Annotated in this window: 12 protein-coding genes and 1 rRNA gene; 4 read left to right on the top strand and 9 right to left on the bottom strand. The window is 47.7% G+C overall.

Annotation, left to right across the window (positions count from 1 at the left end; all coding sequences use genetic code 11):
• Nucleotides 1–99: 99 nt before the first annotated feature.
• Both EOO50_RS08880 and EOO50_RS08875 read right to left on the bottom strand, forming a co-directional pair.
• Complete coding sequence (locus tag EOO50_RS08880; protein WP_290839348.1) at nucleotides 100–912, bottom strand: M48 family metallopeptidase; 813 nt, start codon at nucleotides 910–912, stop codon at nucleotides 100–102.
• 144 nt (nucleotides 913–1,056) lie between these two features.
• Nucleotides 1,057–3,453 (bottom strand): glycoside hydrolase family 31 protein, encoded by a 2,397-nt coding sequence (locus tag EOO50_RS08875; RefSeq protein WP_290839347.1) that lies wholly within the window; start codon nucleotides 3,451–3,453, stop codon nucleotides 1,057–1,059.
• Between the two features lie 244 nt (nucleotides 3,454–3,697).
• On the opposite strand from EOO50_RS08875, the gene EOO50_RS08870 reads away from it, so the two are divergent.
• Nucleotides 3,698–4,765 (top strand): glycosyltransferase family 9 protein, encoded by a 1,068-nt coding sequence (locus tag EOO50_RS08870; RefSeq protein WP_290839346.1) that lies wholly within the window; start codon nucleotides 3,698–3,700, stop codon nucleotides 4,763–4,765.
• On the opposite strand, the gene glgB is transcribed toward EOO50_RS08870, so the two are convergent.
• The 4 genes from glgB to EOO50_RS08850 all read right to left on the bottom strand — a co-directional run bounded on the left by glgB (nucleotide 4,743) and on the right by EOO50_RS08850 (nucleotide 10,646).
• On the bottom strand, nucleotides 4,743–6,647 hold the full coding sequence (gene glgB / locus EOO50_RS08865) for a 1,4-alpha-glucan branching protein GlgB (protein WP_290839345.1): 1,905 nt from the start codon (nucleotides 6,645–6,647) through the stop codon (nucleotides 4,743–4,745). The two genes, EOO50_RS08870 and glgB, sit on opposite strands and share 23 nt — an antisense overlap.
• A 37-nt stretch (nucleotides 6,648–6,684) precedes the next feature.
• Complete coding sequence (locus tag EOO50_RS08860) at nucleotides 6,685–6,993, bottom strand: GIY-YIG nuclease family protein (protein ID WP_290839344.1); 309 nt, start codon at nucleotides 6,991–6,993, stop codon at nucleotides 6,685–6,687.
• Between the two features lie 90 nt (nucleotides 6,994–7,083).
• Complete coding sequence (locus EOO50_RS08855; RefSeq protein ID WP_363331729.1) at nucleotides 7,084–8,715, bottom strand: putative maltokinase; 1,632 nt, start codon at nucleotides 8,713–8,715, stop codon at nucleotides 7,084–7,086.
• The gene (locus EOO50_RS08850) at nucleotides 8,715–10,646 is read right to left on the bottom strand and encodes an alpha-1,4-glucan--maltose-1-phosphate maltosyltransferase (protein ID WP_290839342.1); all 1,932 of its coding nucleotides are present in this window, start codon (nucleotides 10,644–10,646) and stop codon (nucleotides 8,715–8,717) included. Before EOO50_RS08850 ends, EOO50_RS08855 begins: the two co-directional genes overlap by 1 nt.
• 74 nt (nucleotides 10,647–10,720) lie before the next feature.
• On the opposite strand from EOO50_RS08850, the gene EOO50_RS08845 reads away from it, so the two are divergent.
• The 3 genes from EOO50_RS08845 to msrB (EOO50_RS08835) are packed head-to-tail and all read left to right on the top strand — an operon-like array spanning nucleotide 10,721 to nucleotide 12,488.
• Entirely contained in the window at nucleotides 10,721–11,596 is an 876-nt protein-coding gene (locus tag EOO50_RS08845; RefSeq protein WP_290839341.1) for an alpha/beta hydrolase, read from the top strand.
• Entirely contained in the window at nucleotides 11,593–12,096 is a 504-nt protein-coding gene (gene msrB, locus EOO50_RS08840; protein ID WP_290839340.1) for a peptide-methionine (R)-S-oxide reductase MsrB, read from the top strand. The genes EOO50_RS08845 and msrB (EOO50_RS08840) overlap by 4 nt, the downstream gene beginning before the upstream one ends.
• A 2-nt stretch (nucleotides 12,097–12,098) precedes the next feature.
• Complete coding sequence (gene msrB / locus EOO50_RS08835) at nucleotides 12,099–12,488, top strand: peptide-methionine (R)-S-oxide reductase MsrB (protein WP_290839339.1); 390 nt, start codon at nucleotides 12,099–12,101, stop codon at nucleotides 12,486–12,488.
• Nucleotides 12,489–12,521: 33 nt separating this feature from the next.
• On the opposite strand, the gene EOO50_RS08830 is transcribed toward msrB (EOO50_RS08835), so the two are convergent.
• The 3 genes from EOO50_RS08830 to rrf all read right to left on the bottom strand — a co-directional run.
• On the bottom strand, nucleotides 12,522–13,565 hold the full coding sequence (locus tag EOO50_RS08830) for a T9SS type A sorting domain-containing protein (protein WP_290839337.1): 1,044 nt from the start codon (nucleotides 13,563–13,565) through the stop codon (nucleotides 12,522–12,524).
• A 55-nt stretch (nucleotides 13,566–13,620) separates the two neighbouring features.
• Nucleotides 13,621–13,779 carry a hypothetical protein gene (locus tag EOO50_RS08825; RefSeq protein ID WP_290839334.1) on the bottom strand — a complete coding sequence of 53 codons (159 nt, stop codon included), beginning with the start codon at nucleotides 13,777–13,779 and terminating at the stop codon, nucleotides 13,621–13,623.
• 361 nt (nucleotides 13,780–14,140) lie between these two features.
• A 5S ribosomal RNA gene (gene rrf / locus EOO50_RS08820) occupies nucleotides 14,141–14,218 on the bottom strand; the annotation flags it as partial.

Here is a 14,218-nt window from a genome sequence, read left to right as displayed (position 1 = left end):
TCATAAAAAAAGCTGCCTTGAAAGACAGCTTCGAAGATAGTTTTTTTAGTCGAAAGTCGAACGTCAAAAGTCGAAAGACAATTTCGAATCAACCGTAATTTAATATTTGGTACCGAGTTTCGCGGCTTCGGCTTTCGCGGTCGGGATCAGTTTCTTGATGTTGTTGATACGCGTGTTGTCGCTTGGGTGCGTGCTTAAAAGTTCAGGTGTCGAACCTCCGCCCGATTGCGCCGACATGCGCTGCCAGAACGCCAAGGCATTGTCGGGATTGTAGCCTGCAATCGCCATCAGCGTCAAACCGATTTCGTCGGCTTCGCTTTCGTGGCTTCGGCTAAACGGCAAGATTACGCCGACTTGTGTCCCGATTCCGTAGTATTGTTGGAAGGCTTGCTGTCTTTCGGCGCTTTGTCCACTCGTTGCGACAGCTACTGCCGCAGCCCCGACCGCTTGCGCTTGAGATTGGCTCATACGCTGCGCACCGTGGTTCAATAATGCGTGCGCGACTTCGTGTCCCAAAACCGTCGCCAAACCGGCTTCGTCTTTCGTAACGGGCAGGATCCCCGAATACACGACGATTTTTCCGCCGGGCATACACCAGGCATTCACGGCTTTGTCCTGAACCAATTTATATTCCCATTGATAACCGGCGAGTGAATTTGAAATGCCTTTCGACGCATAGTATTTTTCGACGGCGGCGCGGATCTTGGCACCGACTTTTTGTACGAGAGCGGCGTCCGACGTTCCTGTGACGACTTTATTTTCGGTCAGGAATTGGTTGTATTCGGCAAATGCCGACGGAAACAGTTGATCGTTGGAGACGATATTGAATTCCTTTTTTCCTGTCAGGGCGTTCGTGGAACAAGCGGTCGACAATAACAAAACCGACACGGCGAGCAAGATTCTATTTTTCATGGATGTTGATTTTAACATTGTAAAATTAGTTTAAAATGTTAAAATCGGTTTATACGAAAGTTGGAATTTTTTACAGTATATAAATCTGAAATGGAAAAGCCTTCGAGGGGAAGGCTTTTTATATTTTATTACTATTGCTTATTTCTATTCGCCGATGATATGGATTTCGGTGAACTCTTTCTCGATTAAGAATGAGTTGGCATCGAATTCCACTTTCGTGAGTTCGCGTCTTTCGTTGTCGACGTAGATGTTTTTGACCTTGAACGGCAACCCGTGCAGGTTGATGCGGAATTTGGCGTACGTCGTCTCGAATTTTCCTTCCTTGAACTGTTGGATCACCAACTGGTTTCCCTTTCCATTCAATGTGAACGACAACATGCTGTAGCGACCTTTGTTGTAATCGTAACCGTCCTGCGCGTCCTCGTAAAGGAACGAACGCTCCTTGCCGATCTTGAAATACACTTCAAGCGTGACCTCGTCGAATTGCTTTTCCCCGACGTATTGCTGCACCGGATATTTCGGGATGATCGCGCCTTCTTTGACGAACAACGGGATCTGGTCGTAATCGGTGGCGACCCAAACTTCGCGTTTTCCCGACACAAATTCGTCGGTCCAGTAGTTGTACCAATTTCCTGCGGGAAGATACAAACGACGTCCGAGCGAGTTCGGTTCCAGGATCGGGCATACCAAAATCTGGTCGCCGAAAATGAATTCGTCGGTTCTATAATGTGTCTGCGGATCTTCCTGGTCGAAATACACGAGCGGCTTCAACATCGGCACGGCATCGTTGATATATTGCCAGAACATCGTATACAAATACGGCAACAATTGATAACGCAGCGACACGAATTTACGAGTGATATTGACGACATCTTCGTCAAACGACCAAGGTTCCTGGTCGCCGTGATCGCCCGATGAATGCGTCCTGCAGAACGGATGGAACACGCCAAGCTGGATCCAGCGCGCGTACAATTCACCCGACGGTTGTTCGGCAAATCCACCGATATCCGATCCCGTGAAACCCATGCCTGAAATCGACATGCGTTGCATCTGTATGTTCGCAATCCACAAATGCTCCCAAGACGCGACGTTATCACCCGTCCAGGAACTCGTATAACGCTGTGCGCCCGAATAGGCAGAACGCGTGATGATGAACGGACGTTTCGGATACGCGAATCGCTTCACGCCTTCATAGGTAGCGCGCGCCATCTGTGTTCCGTAGATATTATGTGCCTTCCTGTGTGAGCAAGGATTTCCGTCGTAGTCGTGACGCACGTCCATCGGGAATGTTTTACCCGGAACTTCCATCACGGCAGGTTCGTTCATGTCGTTCCAGACGCCTTTCACTCCTATTTCCCCGATAAGTTCCTTAAACAATCCGGCCCACCATTCGCGCACCGCAGGATTCGTGTAATCCGGGAAATTGCATTCGCCGGGCCAGACTTTTCCTTTCATGTAGGGACCGTCGGCGCGTTTGCAGAAATAATCGTTCGCAACGGCTTCGTTATATACCGAATAACTCTTGTCGATCTTGATTCCCGGATCGATGATCACGACGGTCTTGAAACCATCTTCGGCAAGTTCGGCGACCATCTTTTTTGGATCGGGAAAATATTCCTTGTTCCAGGTGAAGCATCGGAAACCTTCCATATAATCGATGTCGAGGTAGATCGCGTCACAAGGAATCTGCAGTTCGCGGAACTTTGACGTGACTTCGCGCACCTTACTTTCAGGATAATAACTCCATTTGCATTGGTGATAACCGAGCGTCCACATGGGCGGCATTTCGGGTTTTCCCGTCAAATCGGTGTAGGTCGTGACGACGTCGGCCATTTTGGGACCGTAGATGAAGTAGTAATTCATTTCGCCACCTTCGGCCCAGAAGCTTGTCACGCCTCGTCTTTCCTGTGCGAAGTCGAAGAACGTTCGGAACGTATTGTCGAAGAAAACGCCATATGACGCTTTTTGGTGCAGCCCGATGTAAAACGGAACGACCTTGTAAAGCGGTTCCTGGTCTTTGTGGAACGCATATTGGTCAGTGGCCCAATTCTCGACGCGTTTGCCTTTGAGGTTGAAATGCGTCGGCTTGTCGCCCATTCCATAATAGGATTCGCCTTCCTTTGAAACCAGACTCATCTTGACGATGTTTCCGCCCCAATGATAGCTTTCCTCCCAATGGAATCCGATTTCCTCATCGAGCAAAACATTGCCGTCCAAATCATAAATCGTTTTGTGTACGTCTGACTTACGGATTTTCACGATGACTTTACTGGTCTTGATCTGATAAAACTCAGTTTCCTCTATGAACGAAAACTCATTGAAACCGTGGGATTGGTTCTTGTCGATCGCGTATGAAAAGTCGGTGTTGAAATACCCTTTCGTCGTGTAGCGAAAGCGGATCATGCTGTCGCGCAGCACGGTCACCTTCAAGATAACATCGTTGTCCGTATGGAAAAAAACGGAATCGGTCTCTTTGGTGAATGATATGATTTTTGACGGATAGACGTCTCCTTTGAATTCTAACTCGGTGTTGGTAATCATCAATAAAAAGTTTGTAGGTAGGGTTCCAAACTTAGGTAAAATTGTTCATACCGAGCAGGAAACCCTATAAGATTTTACGCAAACGTTGTCGTATCTTGCATGCGTGATTCGGCGCGTAAAGTGCACACGTCCGAAACATTTGAAAATAAAAAAACGTTCAACGCGTGTTAACTTTTTGTCAATTTATCGCTTCGTACGCAAGCAATGAGCGAAATTCACGTTGAAAGTCATTAAAATTGCCCTGATGAAAATACCACACCCGATCAATTCCATGCGCAGGAATATTATGCGCTCTTTAACTAAGAACATCGGCAATTCGAATTCCAAGGCTGAATTTGAGAAGACCGATCCCAACGAAATCAAGCGCGTCCTGATTTGTCGACCCAACCACCGGCTCGGGAATTTGCTTTTGATAACCCCTTTATTACAGGAAATAGAAGAACGTTTTCCAAACGCCAAAGTAGATTTATTCGTGAAAGGCGGCATCGCGCCCGTGATTTTCAAAAATTACGAAAGCGTCGATCGGGTGTTACAATTGCCCAAAAAACCGTTTTCGTCCCTGCTCCAATACATGGCGGTTTGGTTTAAATTGAAAGCGAGAAAATACGATGTCGTAATCAACGTCGACAGGAAATCGTCATCGGGCCGGCTTTCCACGAAAATCGCAAATGCGCGTTTCAAGTTTTTCGGGGACAATTGCGAATGTATTTCGGCCACTGAACCTGATGCGCGTCACATTGCAAAATCGCCGGTGTACGAACTCCGTGACGGGTTTTGCCAAACGACCGTGTTTCCCGTAGTGCCAAAGTTGAACCTGAAACTTTCATTGGACGAACTGCAAGATGGAGCAAAAAACCTGAAAGAAATTTTCAACAACGACAAAAAGACGATAAGCATATTTACATTTGCGACAGGCCGAAAATGCTACGACCAAAATTGGTGGCTCGCGTTCTACACGAACCTGAAAGAACAATACCCTGATTACAACATCGTGGAGATTTTGCCCGTGGAAAATGTTTCCCAAATAGGATTTCGTGCGCCTATTTTTTACAGCAAGGACATAAGGGAAATTGCTTCGGTAATCGCCAACACTGAAGTTTTCATCGGCGCCGACAGCGGCATCATGCATCTGGCGAGCGCATCCCAGACCGATACGATGGGATTATTTTGCGTGACCGACGAAACCAAATACAAACCTTACAACGGACGAAGCCTCGCGGTAAACACGAATTCTTCAGGGCCGAACGAATGGTTTACGGCGTTGCAACAAATATTGGCGACGTATTGTGTTATCCTAAACGAAGTACTGTAACACCGAGCGGAGGAAGCGTCAATTCCGCCGAGAATTCGCGACCGTTCCACGCCGATGCCTCGATCTTGATCACTTTTGGATTTACGTTTCCACCTCCGGCATATTCGGTTTTGTCACTGTTGAAAACCTCGGTAAGTTTTCCTTTCGACGGCAAGCCGATTCGGTATTTCTCGCGTAATACCGGAGTGAAATTACAGACGATGACCAGGTTTTCCTTTGGGTTATTGCCTTTTCTCATGAAGCTGATCACGGCATTCGCGCTGTCGGAATAATTGATCCATTCGAAACCGTCGTGGTTGAATTGCTTTTCGTGCAACGCGGGTTCTGACTTGTAAAGCGCGTTCAGATCGGTGATCGCTGATTTGATTCCTTTGTGGAAGTCGTAATCGAGCAAGTGCCAATCGAGGCTTCCATCGAATTTCCATTCTTCGCTTTGCCCGAATTCGGAGCCCATGAACAGCAATTTCGATCCCGGATGCGTGAACATGTATCCGTAAAGCAGACGCAAATTCGCAAAACGCTGCCATTCGTCTCCGGGCATGCGTCCTAAAATCGAGTGCTTTCCATATACGACTTCATCGTGCGAGAGCGGCAACATGAAATTCTCGGTGAATGCGTACGTCATCGAAAACGTGATGTCATTCTGGTGATAACTTCTATAAACAGGTTCTTTCTTGAAATATTGGAGCGTGTCGTGCATCCAGCCCATCATCCATTTCATGCCAAAACCGAGGCCTCCGGCGTATGTCGGGCGGGAAACCATCGGGAATGATGTGCTTTCTTCGGCAATCGTCTGCACGCCGTCGAAATTCGAATATACGGCTTCGTTGAAGTCTTTCAGGAAACTGATAGTGTCGAGATTCTCGCGGCCTCCGAACTCATTCGGTTCCCATTCTCCATCCTTGCGCGAATAGTCGAGATACAGCATCGAGGCGACGGCATCGACACGTAATCCGTCGACGTGATAGTGTTGCAACCAGAAAATCGCGTTTGAAATCAGGAACGATCGCACCTCGTTTCGACCATAATTGAAGACCAATGATTTCCAATCGGGATGATATCCTTTGCGGATGTCGGGATGTTCGTACAGATGCGTTCCGTCGAAATAACCCAAACCGTGCGCGTCACTTGGAAAGTGAGACGGCACCCAATCGAGGATCACTCCTATTCCCGCCTGGTGGAATTTGTCGACGAGATACATGAAATCCTGAGGCTTCCCGAATCGCGACGTCGGCGCAAAATACCCTACCAGTTGATAGCCCCAGGACGGATCGTACGGATATTCCATGATCGGCATGAATTCCACGTGCGTGAATCCGGTTTCTTTAACGTATGAAACCAGTTCGTCGGCGAGTTCGATATAGGTAAGGAAACGATCCTGTTCCACATTTCGTCTCCATGAACCCAAATGCACTTCGTAGACCGAGTACGGCTTATCAAGTTGATTTGCCACGGTGCGCGCCTTCATCCATTCGTCATCCTTCCATTTGTAATTCAAATCCCACACGACCGATGCGGTGTGAGGCGGCTTTTCACAATACAACGCGAACGGGTCGGCTTTCTCGGTGATCATGCCGTTGTTGTGGGATTGTATCTTGTATTTATAGGTCGCACCCTGTTCGATTCCGGGAATGAAACCTTCCCAAATCCCCGATTCGTCCCAACGCACGTTGAGCTGGTGTTCGCCCTGTATCCAATAATTGAAATCGCCCACGACCGAAACCGTGCGCGCACTCGGCGCCCAAACCGCGAAATAGACACCTTTCACGCCGTCGACTTCGACAATGTGTGCGCCGAGTTTCTCGTGCAACTGAAAGTGTTTTCCGGCTTTGAAAAGGTTGATGTCGAAATCGGTGAAAAGGGAATATGATCGTACTTTCATAGTTTTGGGTTTGGGCTTCGAGCGCAGTCGAGAAGCCTCAGGGTTTATATTTGTGATGCGTAGCGTTTCGGCACTCCGCCAACGTTTGGATATGATCGAAATTTTTCTCCAAAAAAGCTTTTTTCTTTTGGCCCGACCAACCCGATAATTTCTTCTTTATCGCCAAAGCCTGTTCCAAGTTGTGGAAGGTTTGATACCACTCCAGAACGAAAGGCCGTCGGTTGAACGTATAATTTTTGCGATCGCTGCCATTTTTTAGGCAGTCGATTTCTGTTTTCAAATTTTTGGTGATTCCCGTAAAGAATTTACCGTCCTTACAACGAAGGATATAGACGTAATAAAACATGGCGTGTACAATTTTATATGGCTTGTAATAAATTTCATTTTAATCTGGCTTTTAGTTCAATTGACGACGTTCCTCGACTACGCTCGGAACCTAATAACCCATTATACTCTGAATTCCCCTCAAAGGAATCACCGCCCATCGTGGACGCGAATTTAACTCATATCCCAATTCATAAACGGCTTTTTCCAATAAACAATACCTCAAAAGGAATTCGATTTCATGGCTGTAACCGATATTCAAGTTTTCCGACTGCACTTTTTCAATATACGTTTCCAAAAACGCGCCGACGATGTAATTGAACAACAATTCGGCGGCCTTGAACAATTCTTCCTGCTCGTACGGATACTTTTCCTTGTTGTTGAAAATCGTCGCGTAGATCGCGTAGTGGAACGATCGGAACATGCCCGCGACGTCTTTAAGTGGCGGCTGTTTTACCTTTCTATCGCGGATCGTACTTTCAGGTTCGCCCTCGAAATCGAGCAGATAGAAATCGTCGCCCGAAACCAAAACCTGTCCCAAATGGTAATCACCGTGGATTCGGATGCGCTCGCTTTTCATCTTCGTCCAATCGAAATCGACGAAATGCTTGCGCACGAGTTTTTTGTTTTCGAGGAATTGCTGAGCGAGTTCGAGCGCCAGACCGTCGAGTTTGTGCAGGCTGTTTTCGATGATGTTGAGCCTGTTCTGGAACTGGTACAACAATCGGTTCTTGAGCCAGACGGTATAATCGCCGTTGTAGGTCGTCGGTGTGAACGCCGTGTCGTGAATGTCGCTTCCGAGTGCGATGTGCATTTCGGCCGTGCGCCGCGCCAACGTCTGGATCCGTATGAACAAGCTTAATCCCGCCCAGTCAATAATTTCAGGCGGTATTTGGTTGATTTTCAGTTTTTTGAATAAGTCTACTTGAGGTAACTTATCAATGTTTATTTTCTTGGTTTTAAGATTTTGAAATACGCCGTCGATCTCATCCAACATGAATTTCCACGCGTCGCCTTGGTTCGGAACGAGCTCTTGCATCAGGCCCAAAGTGATGTTTCCTTCGGCGAGATTCGAACTCATGCTGCCCATATACGCGGGCGTGTTCCTGAAATCCATACGTTCTGTCAAGAAGCGGTTGATCTCATAATCAGGATTCGTGCTCACGTAGATGCGTCGGAAAATCTTAAGCACGAAGTTATCGTTGTAGATGATCGACGTGTTGCTTTGCTCGACGCCCATAAAGCGCGACGACTTGTAATCGCTGTCGATGAGATTCTTGCCTTTGTGGAACGACAACTTCGCCGAACTTTGAACGTCGGAAGCTTTCGAAATATTCTCAAATATGAGCTTCCGGAAATCTTCCTGGTGCAGCGCGTCAACGAGATAACCTTCTTCCTTGTTCATACGCACGGGCGCGATGATCGTATTCGTGTCGAGTTCTTCCTCGGCCATGAACGAAAGTGGCATGAAATAATGCTGGTAAAACGCTTCCTTGAAATTCACTTCAAGCAAAACGCCGTAATACGTATTCTTTTTCGATGTGATCTTAAAGTAATCGATGACCTCGATGTATTTGAGCGTACTCGCCTTTCCGCCGTACCAACGTTTGTTGATGATATAATTCTCGAGAATGTCGGACGAGAATACTTTTACGAAATTATCGTTCTCGAATGCGTCTTTCCAGTCAGTGTTGAACTCGAAAGGCGTCGTGAAGGTTTCCTGATTCGGATCTTTCATGTTCATTATTTCTGCAATTTAAACAGATGGAAAGGCAGCGATGTGTCGAGTTCGACGTAATTCCATTCGGTATCCCAAATGTAGGAATTGCCTGTGATCAAGTCGTCGACTTTAACCGAACCTTGGCCTATTTCCTGTTGTGGCAACCGAACCCAAGTACGTTGGGTGTTGTGCGGATCGAGGTTTACGACCATCAGCGTTTCGTCCGAGCGGTCGTCGTCGTATTTGTAGTAAGCGATGATCTGGTCGTTCTGGGTGTCGCAAAATACGATGTTGTTGGTTTGCTGCAACGATGCGTGATTTTTACGCACGTGGTTGATTTTGGTAATCAGCGAGACGATCTTATTCTGCGCGCTCCAATCCCATTTTACGATCTGGTATTTCTCCGAATCCTTGTATTCTTCTTTTCCCGGAAGCGGTTCCGAAACCATGAATTCATAAACAGGCCCGTAAATCCCGACGCTCGAGCTCAATGTCGCCGCGAGAAAATATCGGCTCAGGTGAATCGCTTCGTTCCCATGTTGGAGCGGGAACGGATTGATGTCGGGCGTATTCGGCCAGAAGTTCGGGCGATAGAACTCGGCCTGTTCCGTTTGGGTCAATTCGGTCACGTATTCGATGAGTTCGGCCTTCGTATTGCGCCAGGTGAAATACGTGTACGATTGCGTGAACCCTTGCTTGGCGAGCTCGTGCATAATCTTGGGACGCGTGAACGCTTCGGCCAAAAACAATACATCGGGATGTTTTTTCTTGACTTCGGCAATCAGCCAGCCCCAAAAGTAGAACGGCTTCGTATGCGGATTGTCGACGCGGAAAATCGAAACGCCACATTCCTCGACCCAGAACAGCGCGACATCGAGCAATTCCTTCCACAAGCTTTTCCAATTCTCGGATTCGAAATAAATCGGTTGGATATCCTGGTATTTCTTTGGCGGATTCTCGGCGTATTGTACCGTTCCGTCAGGTCGCCATTTGAACCATTTCGGATGTTCTTTCACATACGGATGATCGGGCGCCGCCTGCAACGCATAATCCATCGCGATCTCGATTCCCATGGATTTCGCTTTTTTCACGAGCGACTTGAAATCGTCGACAGAACCCAATTCGGGATGCGTGGCTTTGTGTCCGCCGTGCTTCGACCCGATTCCCCAAGGAGAACCGACATCTCCGGGCTGGGCGTTCGTCGCGTTGTTTTTTCCTTTGCGGTTGACTTCACCGATCGGATGCACGGGCGGGAAATACAGCGTGTCAAATCCCATTGCGGCTACTCTCGGAAGCAATTTCTCACAATCCTTGAACGTGCCGTGTTTCCCATCTTCAGACGAAGCGGAACGCGGAAAAAATTCGTACCAAGTGCTGAAAAGTGCTTTTTTTCGGTCGACATAAACCTGAAATTCCTGTGATCTATTTTCTAGGTATCGGACGGGATTTCGCTTAAAGATATCGTGAAGTTCGTGCGACATCGCTTGCCTGATCGCGTTTTCGTAGTCTTTTTCGTCGGCGAACGATTTGGCGACTTTCCTCAGATAATCCTTTTCAGATTTGTCGGCAAGCTTCGCGACATCCTTTACATATTCGGCTCCTTCAAGCAATTCCGACCTCACGTGTTGGTTGTCCTGGATCTTGCGCTCGGTTCCGTGTTGCCAGTTAAGCGCATAATCGACCCAACCTTCGACGAAGTAGCTGTAATGGCCTTGTTTTTCTACGATGAACGAAGCTTCCCACGCGTCATTTTCAGTGGGAACCATACGAACTTCGCTCCAGTCTTTATCGTTTTCATGTTTGTATTTTACGCAACATTCGATCACGTCATGGCCGTCTGAAAAGACATCAGCGGTCACGTGAACAGTTTGGCCGGGAATTCTCTTTATGTAGAATGCTCCGGAATCGAGCTGCGGACGCACGTTCTCGATGATGATCCGGGTTTGGTTTTGCATTTTAAGTATTATTTATGAATCTGAAATTTAAGAAAAATAGCAGTACTTAATAACTTGCAATAAAATTTAGTGAAATGACAAAGAAAGCGAAGAAGCGCCCCGATTCATTGAAGATTCCGAACGTTATCATTTATACCGCTAAATTTTTGCAACTGTTTTCGCGCAAATGGTGTACGAAGTTCTGCGCACGGCTTTTTACGACGCCGATTCGGCACAAGATCCCGAAACGCGAGCACGACATGGAATCCCGGAGCAAACAACAACTGATTTTTGTTCCTTCGATCGCGAAAGAAGTCATGTTGTACACGTTTGGGTCGGGACCAAAGAAAATCCTGCTCGCACACGGTTGGTCGGGCCGAGGCACACAACTTGTCAAGATCGCCGAACGCCTTGTCGAGGAAGGTTATACGACGTATAGTTTCGACGCTCCGGCTCACGGAAAATCATCGGGTTCGACGACATTGATGCCGGAATTCATCGCATCGATATTGGAAATCGAAAAGCAATTCGGGCCGTTCGAGGCCGCTGTCGGGTACTCGCTTGGCGGGATGTCGTTGCTCAACGCCGTGAAACGTGGATTCGACATCAAGAAATTAGTGACGATCGGCAGCGGCGACAAAATCAGCGACATCCTGCTCGATTTCACGCGTCGAATGAAGCTCGACAACAAAGTAGCCGACGAGATGCGCGACTATTTCGAGGCGAGTTTCATCGGGGAAACCATGGAAGGCTATTCCGCGTATATAGCGGCAAAAGAAGTTGAAATCCCGGTGCTCGTGATCCATGACAACGACGATTTTGAAGTGCCCGCGAAGTGCGCGATCAACATCCATAAACATCTGCCCGATGGTCAGTTGATGCTTACGAAAGGGCTCGGACACCGCAAAATCCTCGGCGATCCGGCCGTGATCGAACAAACCCTCGATTTCATTAAAAACAACACATTATGAAAAAAGTATTTTTATTTCTAGCAGTATTTTCGCTGCTTTCGTGCCAGTCCCAGGAGAAAAAACCTGAGAAGACAGCCGCGACAACTTCAAAAGGCAAAATCGTGAAAAGCGAAGCCGAATGGAAAAAGGAGCTTACTCCGGAACAGTACAGCGTATTGCGCGAGAAAGGAACCGAAAGACCGCACACCGGGGAATATGTAGACACGTTCGAAAAAGGAAAATACGTTTGCGCGGCTTGTGGAAATGTACTGTTCAACTCTGATTCGAAATTCGCTTCCGACTGCGGATGGCCGTCGTTCGACCAAGCGATCAAAGGTTCGGTAGATTACCACGTCGACAATTCGCTTGGCATGTCGCGTACCGAAGTCACTTGTGCGAAATGCGGCGGACATTTGGGCCACGTATTCGATGACGGACCGATCAAGACAACCGGAAAACGCTTTTGCACGAATTCGGTATCCATTAAATTCATTCCCGCGAAAAACCCCGAAAACAAGTAAATATGGACTACAAGATCAATAAATCAGAAGAACAATGGCGCGAAGAGTTAGGGCTCGAGCGATATAAAATCCTGCGGCAAAAAGGTACCGAGTTTCCACATTCGGGCAAGTACAACCTTCATTTCGACAAAGGAACTTATGTGTGCGGCGCCTGTGGAGAACCGCTATTCGAAAGCGATTCCAAGTTCAATTCAAGCTGCGGATGGCCGTCGTTCGACGATGCGATTCCCGGCAAAGTCGAATATATCAAAGACACGACGCACGGCATGATGCGAACCGAGATCTTGTGCGCCAACTGTGGTAGCCATTTGGGACATGTGTTCGACGACGGTCCGACCGAAACCGGCCAACGGTACTGCGTGAATTCATTGTCGGTTGACTTCAAGGAATAAAAAAAGCGGAGATAAATTCTCCGCTTTTTTATTTTATTTCTTGATGACGCGTCTGGTTTCAGTAAGGTCGTTTTCGAGTTGTATTTTTAGGAAATACACGCCACTGTTAGCGTCGGCGAGCGAAATTTCATCGCCGTTTGCCTGACGAACCTGTTGGCCTAACGTATTTAAAGCCGTTATCGACTTCACGCCTGTTTCCGATTGTACCTTGAAAACATCGGCAGACGGATTCGGATAAATCGAAACCAAGTTTTTCACATTCGAATTCACGGCTAGAGATTCGCCAAATACGTTGATCGCAAAAACGACAAGCGATTGGAAATTTCCTCCCGGTGAATATGAAAATGATACCCCTGTGATCGCTTTGCCTTGATTGGCCGCCAAAATATCGATTTTTTTCTCGAATAATTTACATGCGCCCGATTGGGAAAACTCGTTGAGCTGCGCCCATTGCGTGCTGCCTGAGCCGACGCGGCTTAAGTTTCCGAGCGCGATTCCTGTGGTTCCACCAACCCAGTCGTAGGCGATTTGGTTGGTTGCTGCCTGGGACGTTCCGTCGGCAAAATTTACGGTCACGCCAACTGTGCTGGCCTGTGCCTCAGTCGCAACCCACAAAATATAGAGCGAAGTTGCCGTGTATTGCGTCCCGAAAGTCAACGTTCCCGTATTCGTAGTCAGCGGACGGATCAACAGCGCGTTTGAAGCACTGTAGTCTGCGAGTTGGTAGGTAACTCCTGCGGTAACGGCGCTCGTGATTTGGCCGTTCGCGGGTAAACCACCGCCGAATACCGCGGCCGATGCGGAATTATATACGGTCGTCGGCACGAAGTCTGCCGAGAAATATTCGTTCGAAAAGTCAATTGTCGTCGTAGTCGTCGTATTCGCCTGACCGTTTCCATTGGCGATAACGTCGTGGTTAAAGCCCGTCAACGGAACCGAATAGTACGATGCGGCTACCGATTGCGGCAAATCCTGCTGTTGCATTTCCATTGCAAAATCCGCATCGCTTCTGTCCGAATTACGCGCGAACATTAGAGAGGAAATCAAAATGAATAAAAAATAGTAGTTGTTTTTCATAAATCTTTGTGTTTTGGTTAAATAGAGATTTATAAAAATAGTGAAAGTATTTTTGTTATCGTAATTTATTTTTGGGCGTGCCGGCGGCGTGGGCGTTTCTGGTTACTTGACGATTTCGTTCACCGCCGTCGGGCTGGCCCGCTGCTATCTTTTTGCCTCGGACGTCTTCGGTAAGCGGACATTTGGCTTCGGCAAAAAGGATATCCGCTTGCATCCCTCACGCTTTTTGAGTGCCTGAGTGCCTGAGTGCCTGAGTGCCTGAGTGCCTGAGTGCCTGAGGCAAAAATCAACAATCGACAACAAACAACGTAAGGAATCTAAAAAACTTCGTGCCTTCGTGCCTTCGTGGCAAAAAAAACGGCCGTCACTAAAAACTTCGAGTCCCCGTGCCTCCGTGCCTTCGTGTTAAAAAAGCGCAAAGCGCCCCAAAACAAAAAAAAACCACAGTTTCCTGTAAGGGTTTGCTTTGCCAGTTCGCTGCGCTCGTGTCCAAAAAAAGCCAGCGACACGACCATAGGGACTGCGCTGCAACTAAAAACAAAAAACCCTCACAGTTTCCTGTAAGGGTTTCCAAAAAAAGGCAGCGACATACTCTCCCACAAATTGCAGTACCATCTGCGCAGGCGGGCTTAACTTCTCTGTTCGGGATGGGA

The sequence above is a fragment of the Flavobacterium sp. genome, assembly GCF_004211145.1.
Taxonomy (GTDB): domain Bacteria; phylum Bacteroidota; class Bacteroidia; order Flavobacteriales; family Flavobacteriaceae; genus Flavobacterium.
This window is presented reverse-complemented; position numbering and strand designations above follow the sequence as displayed.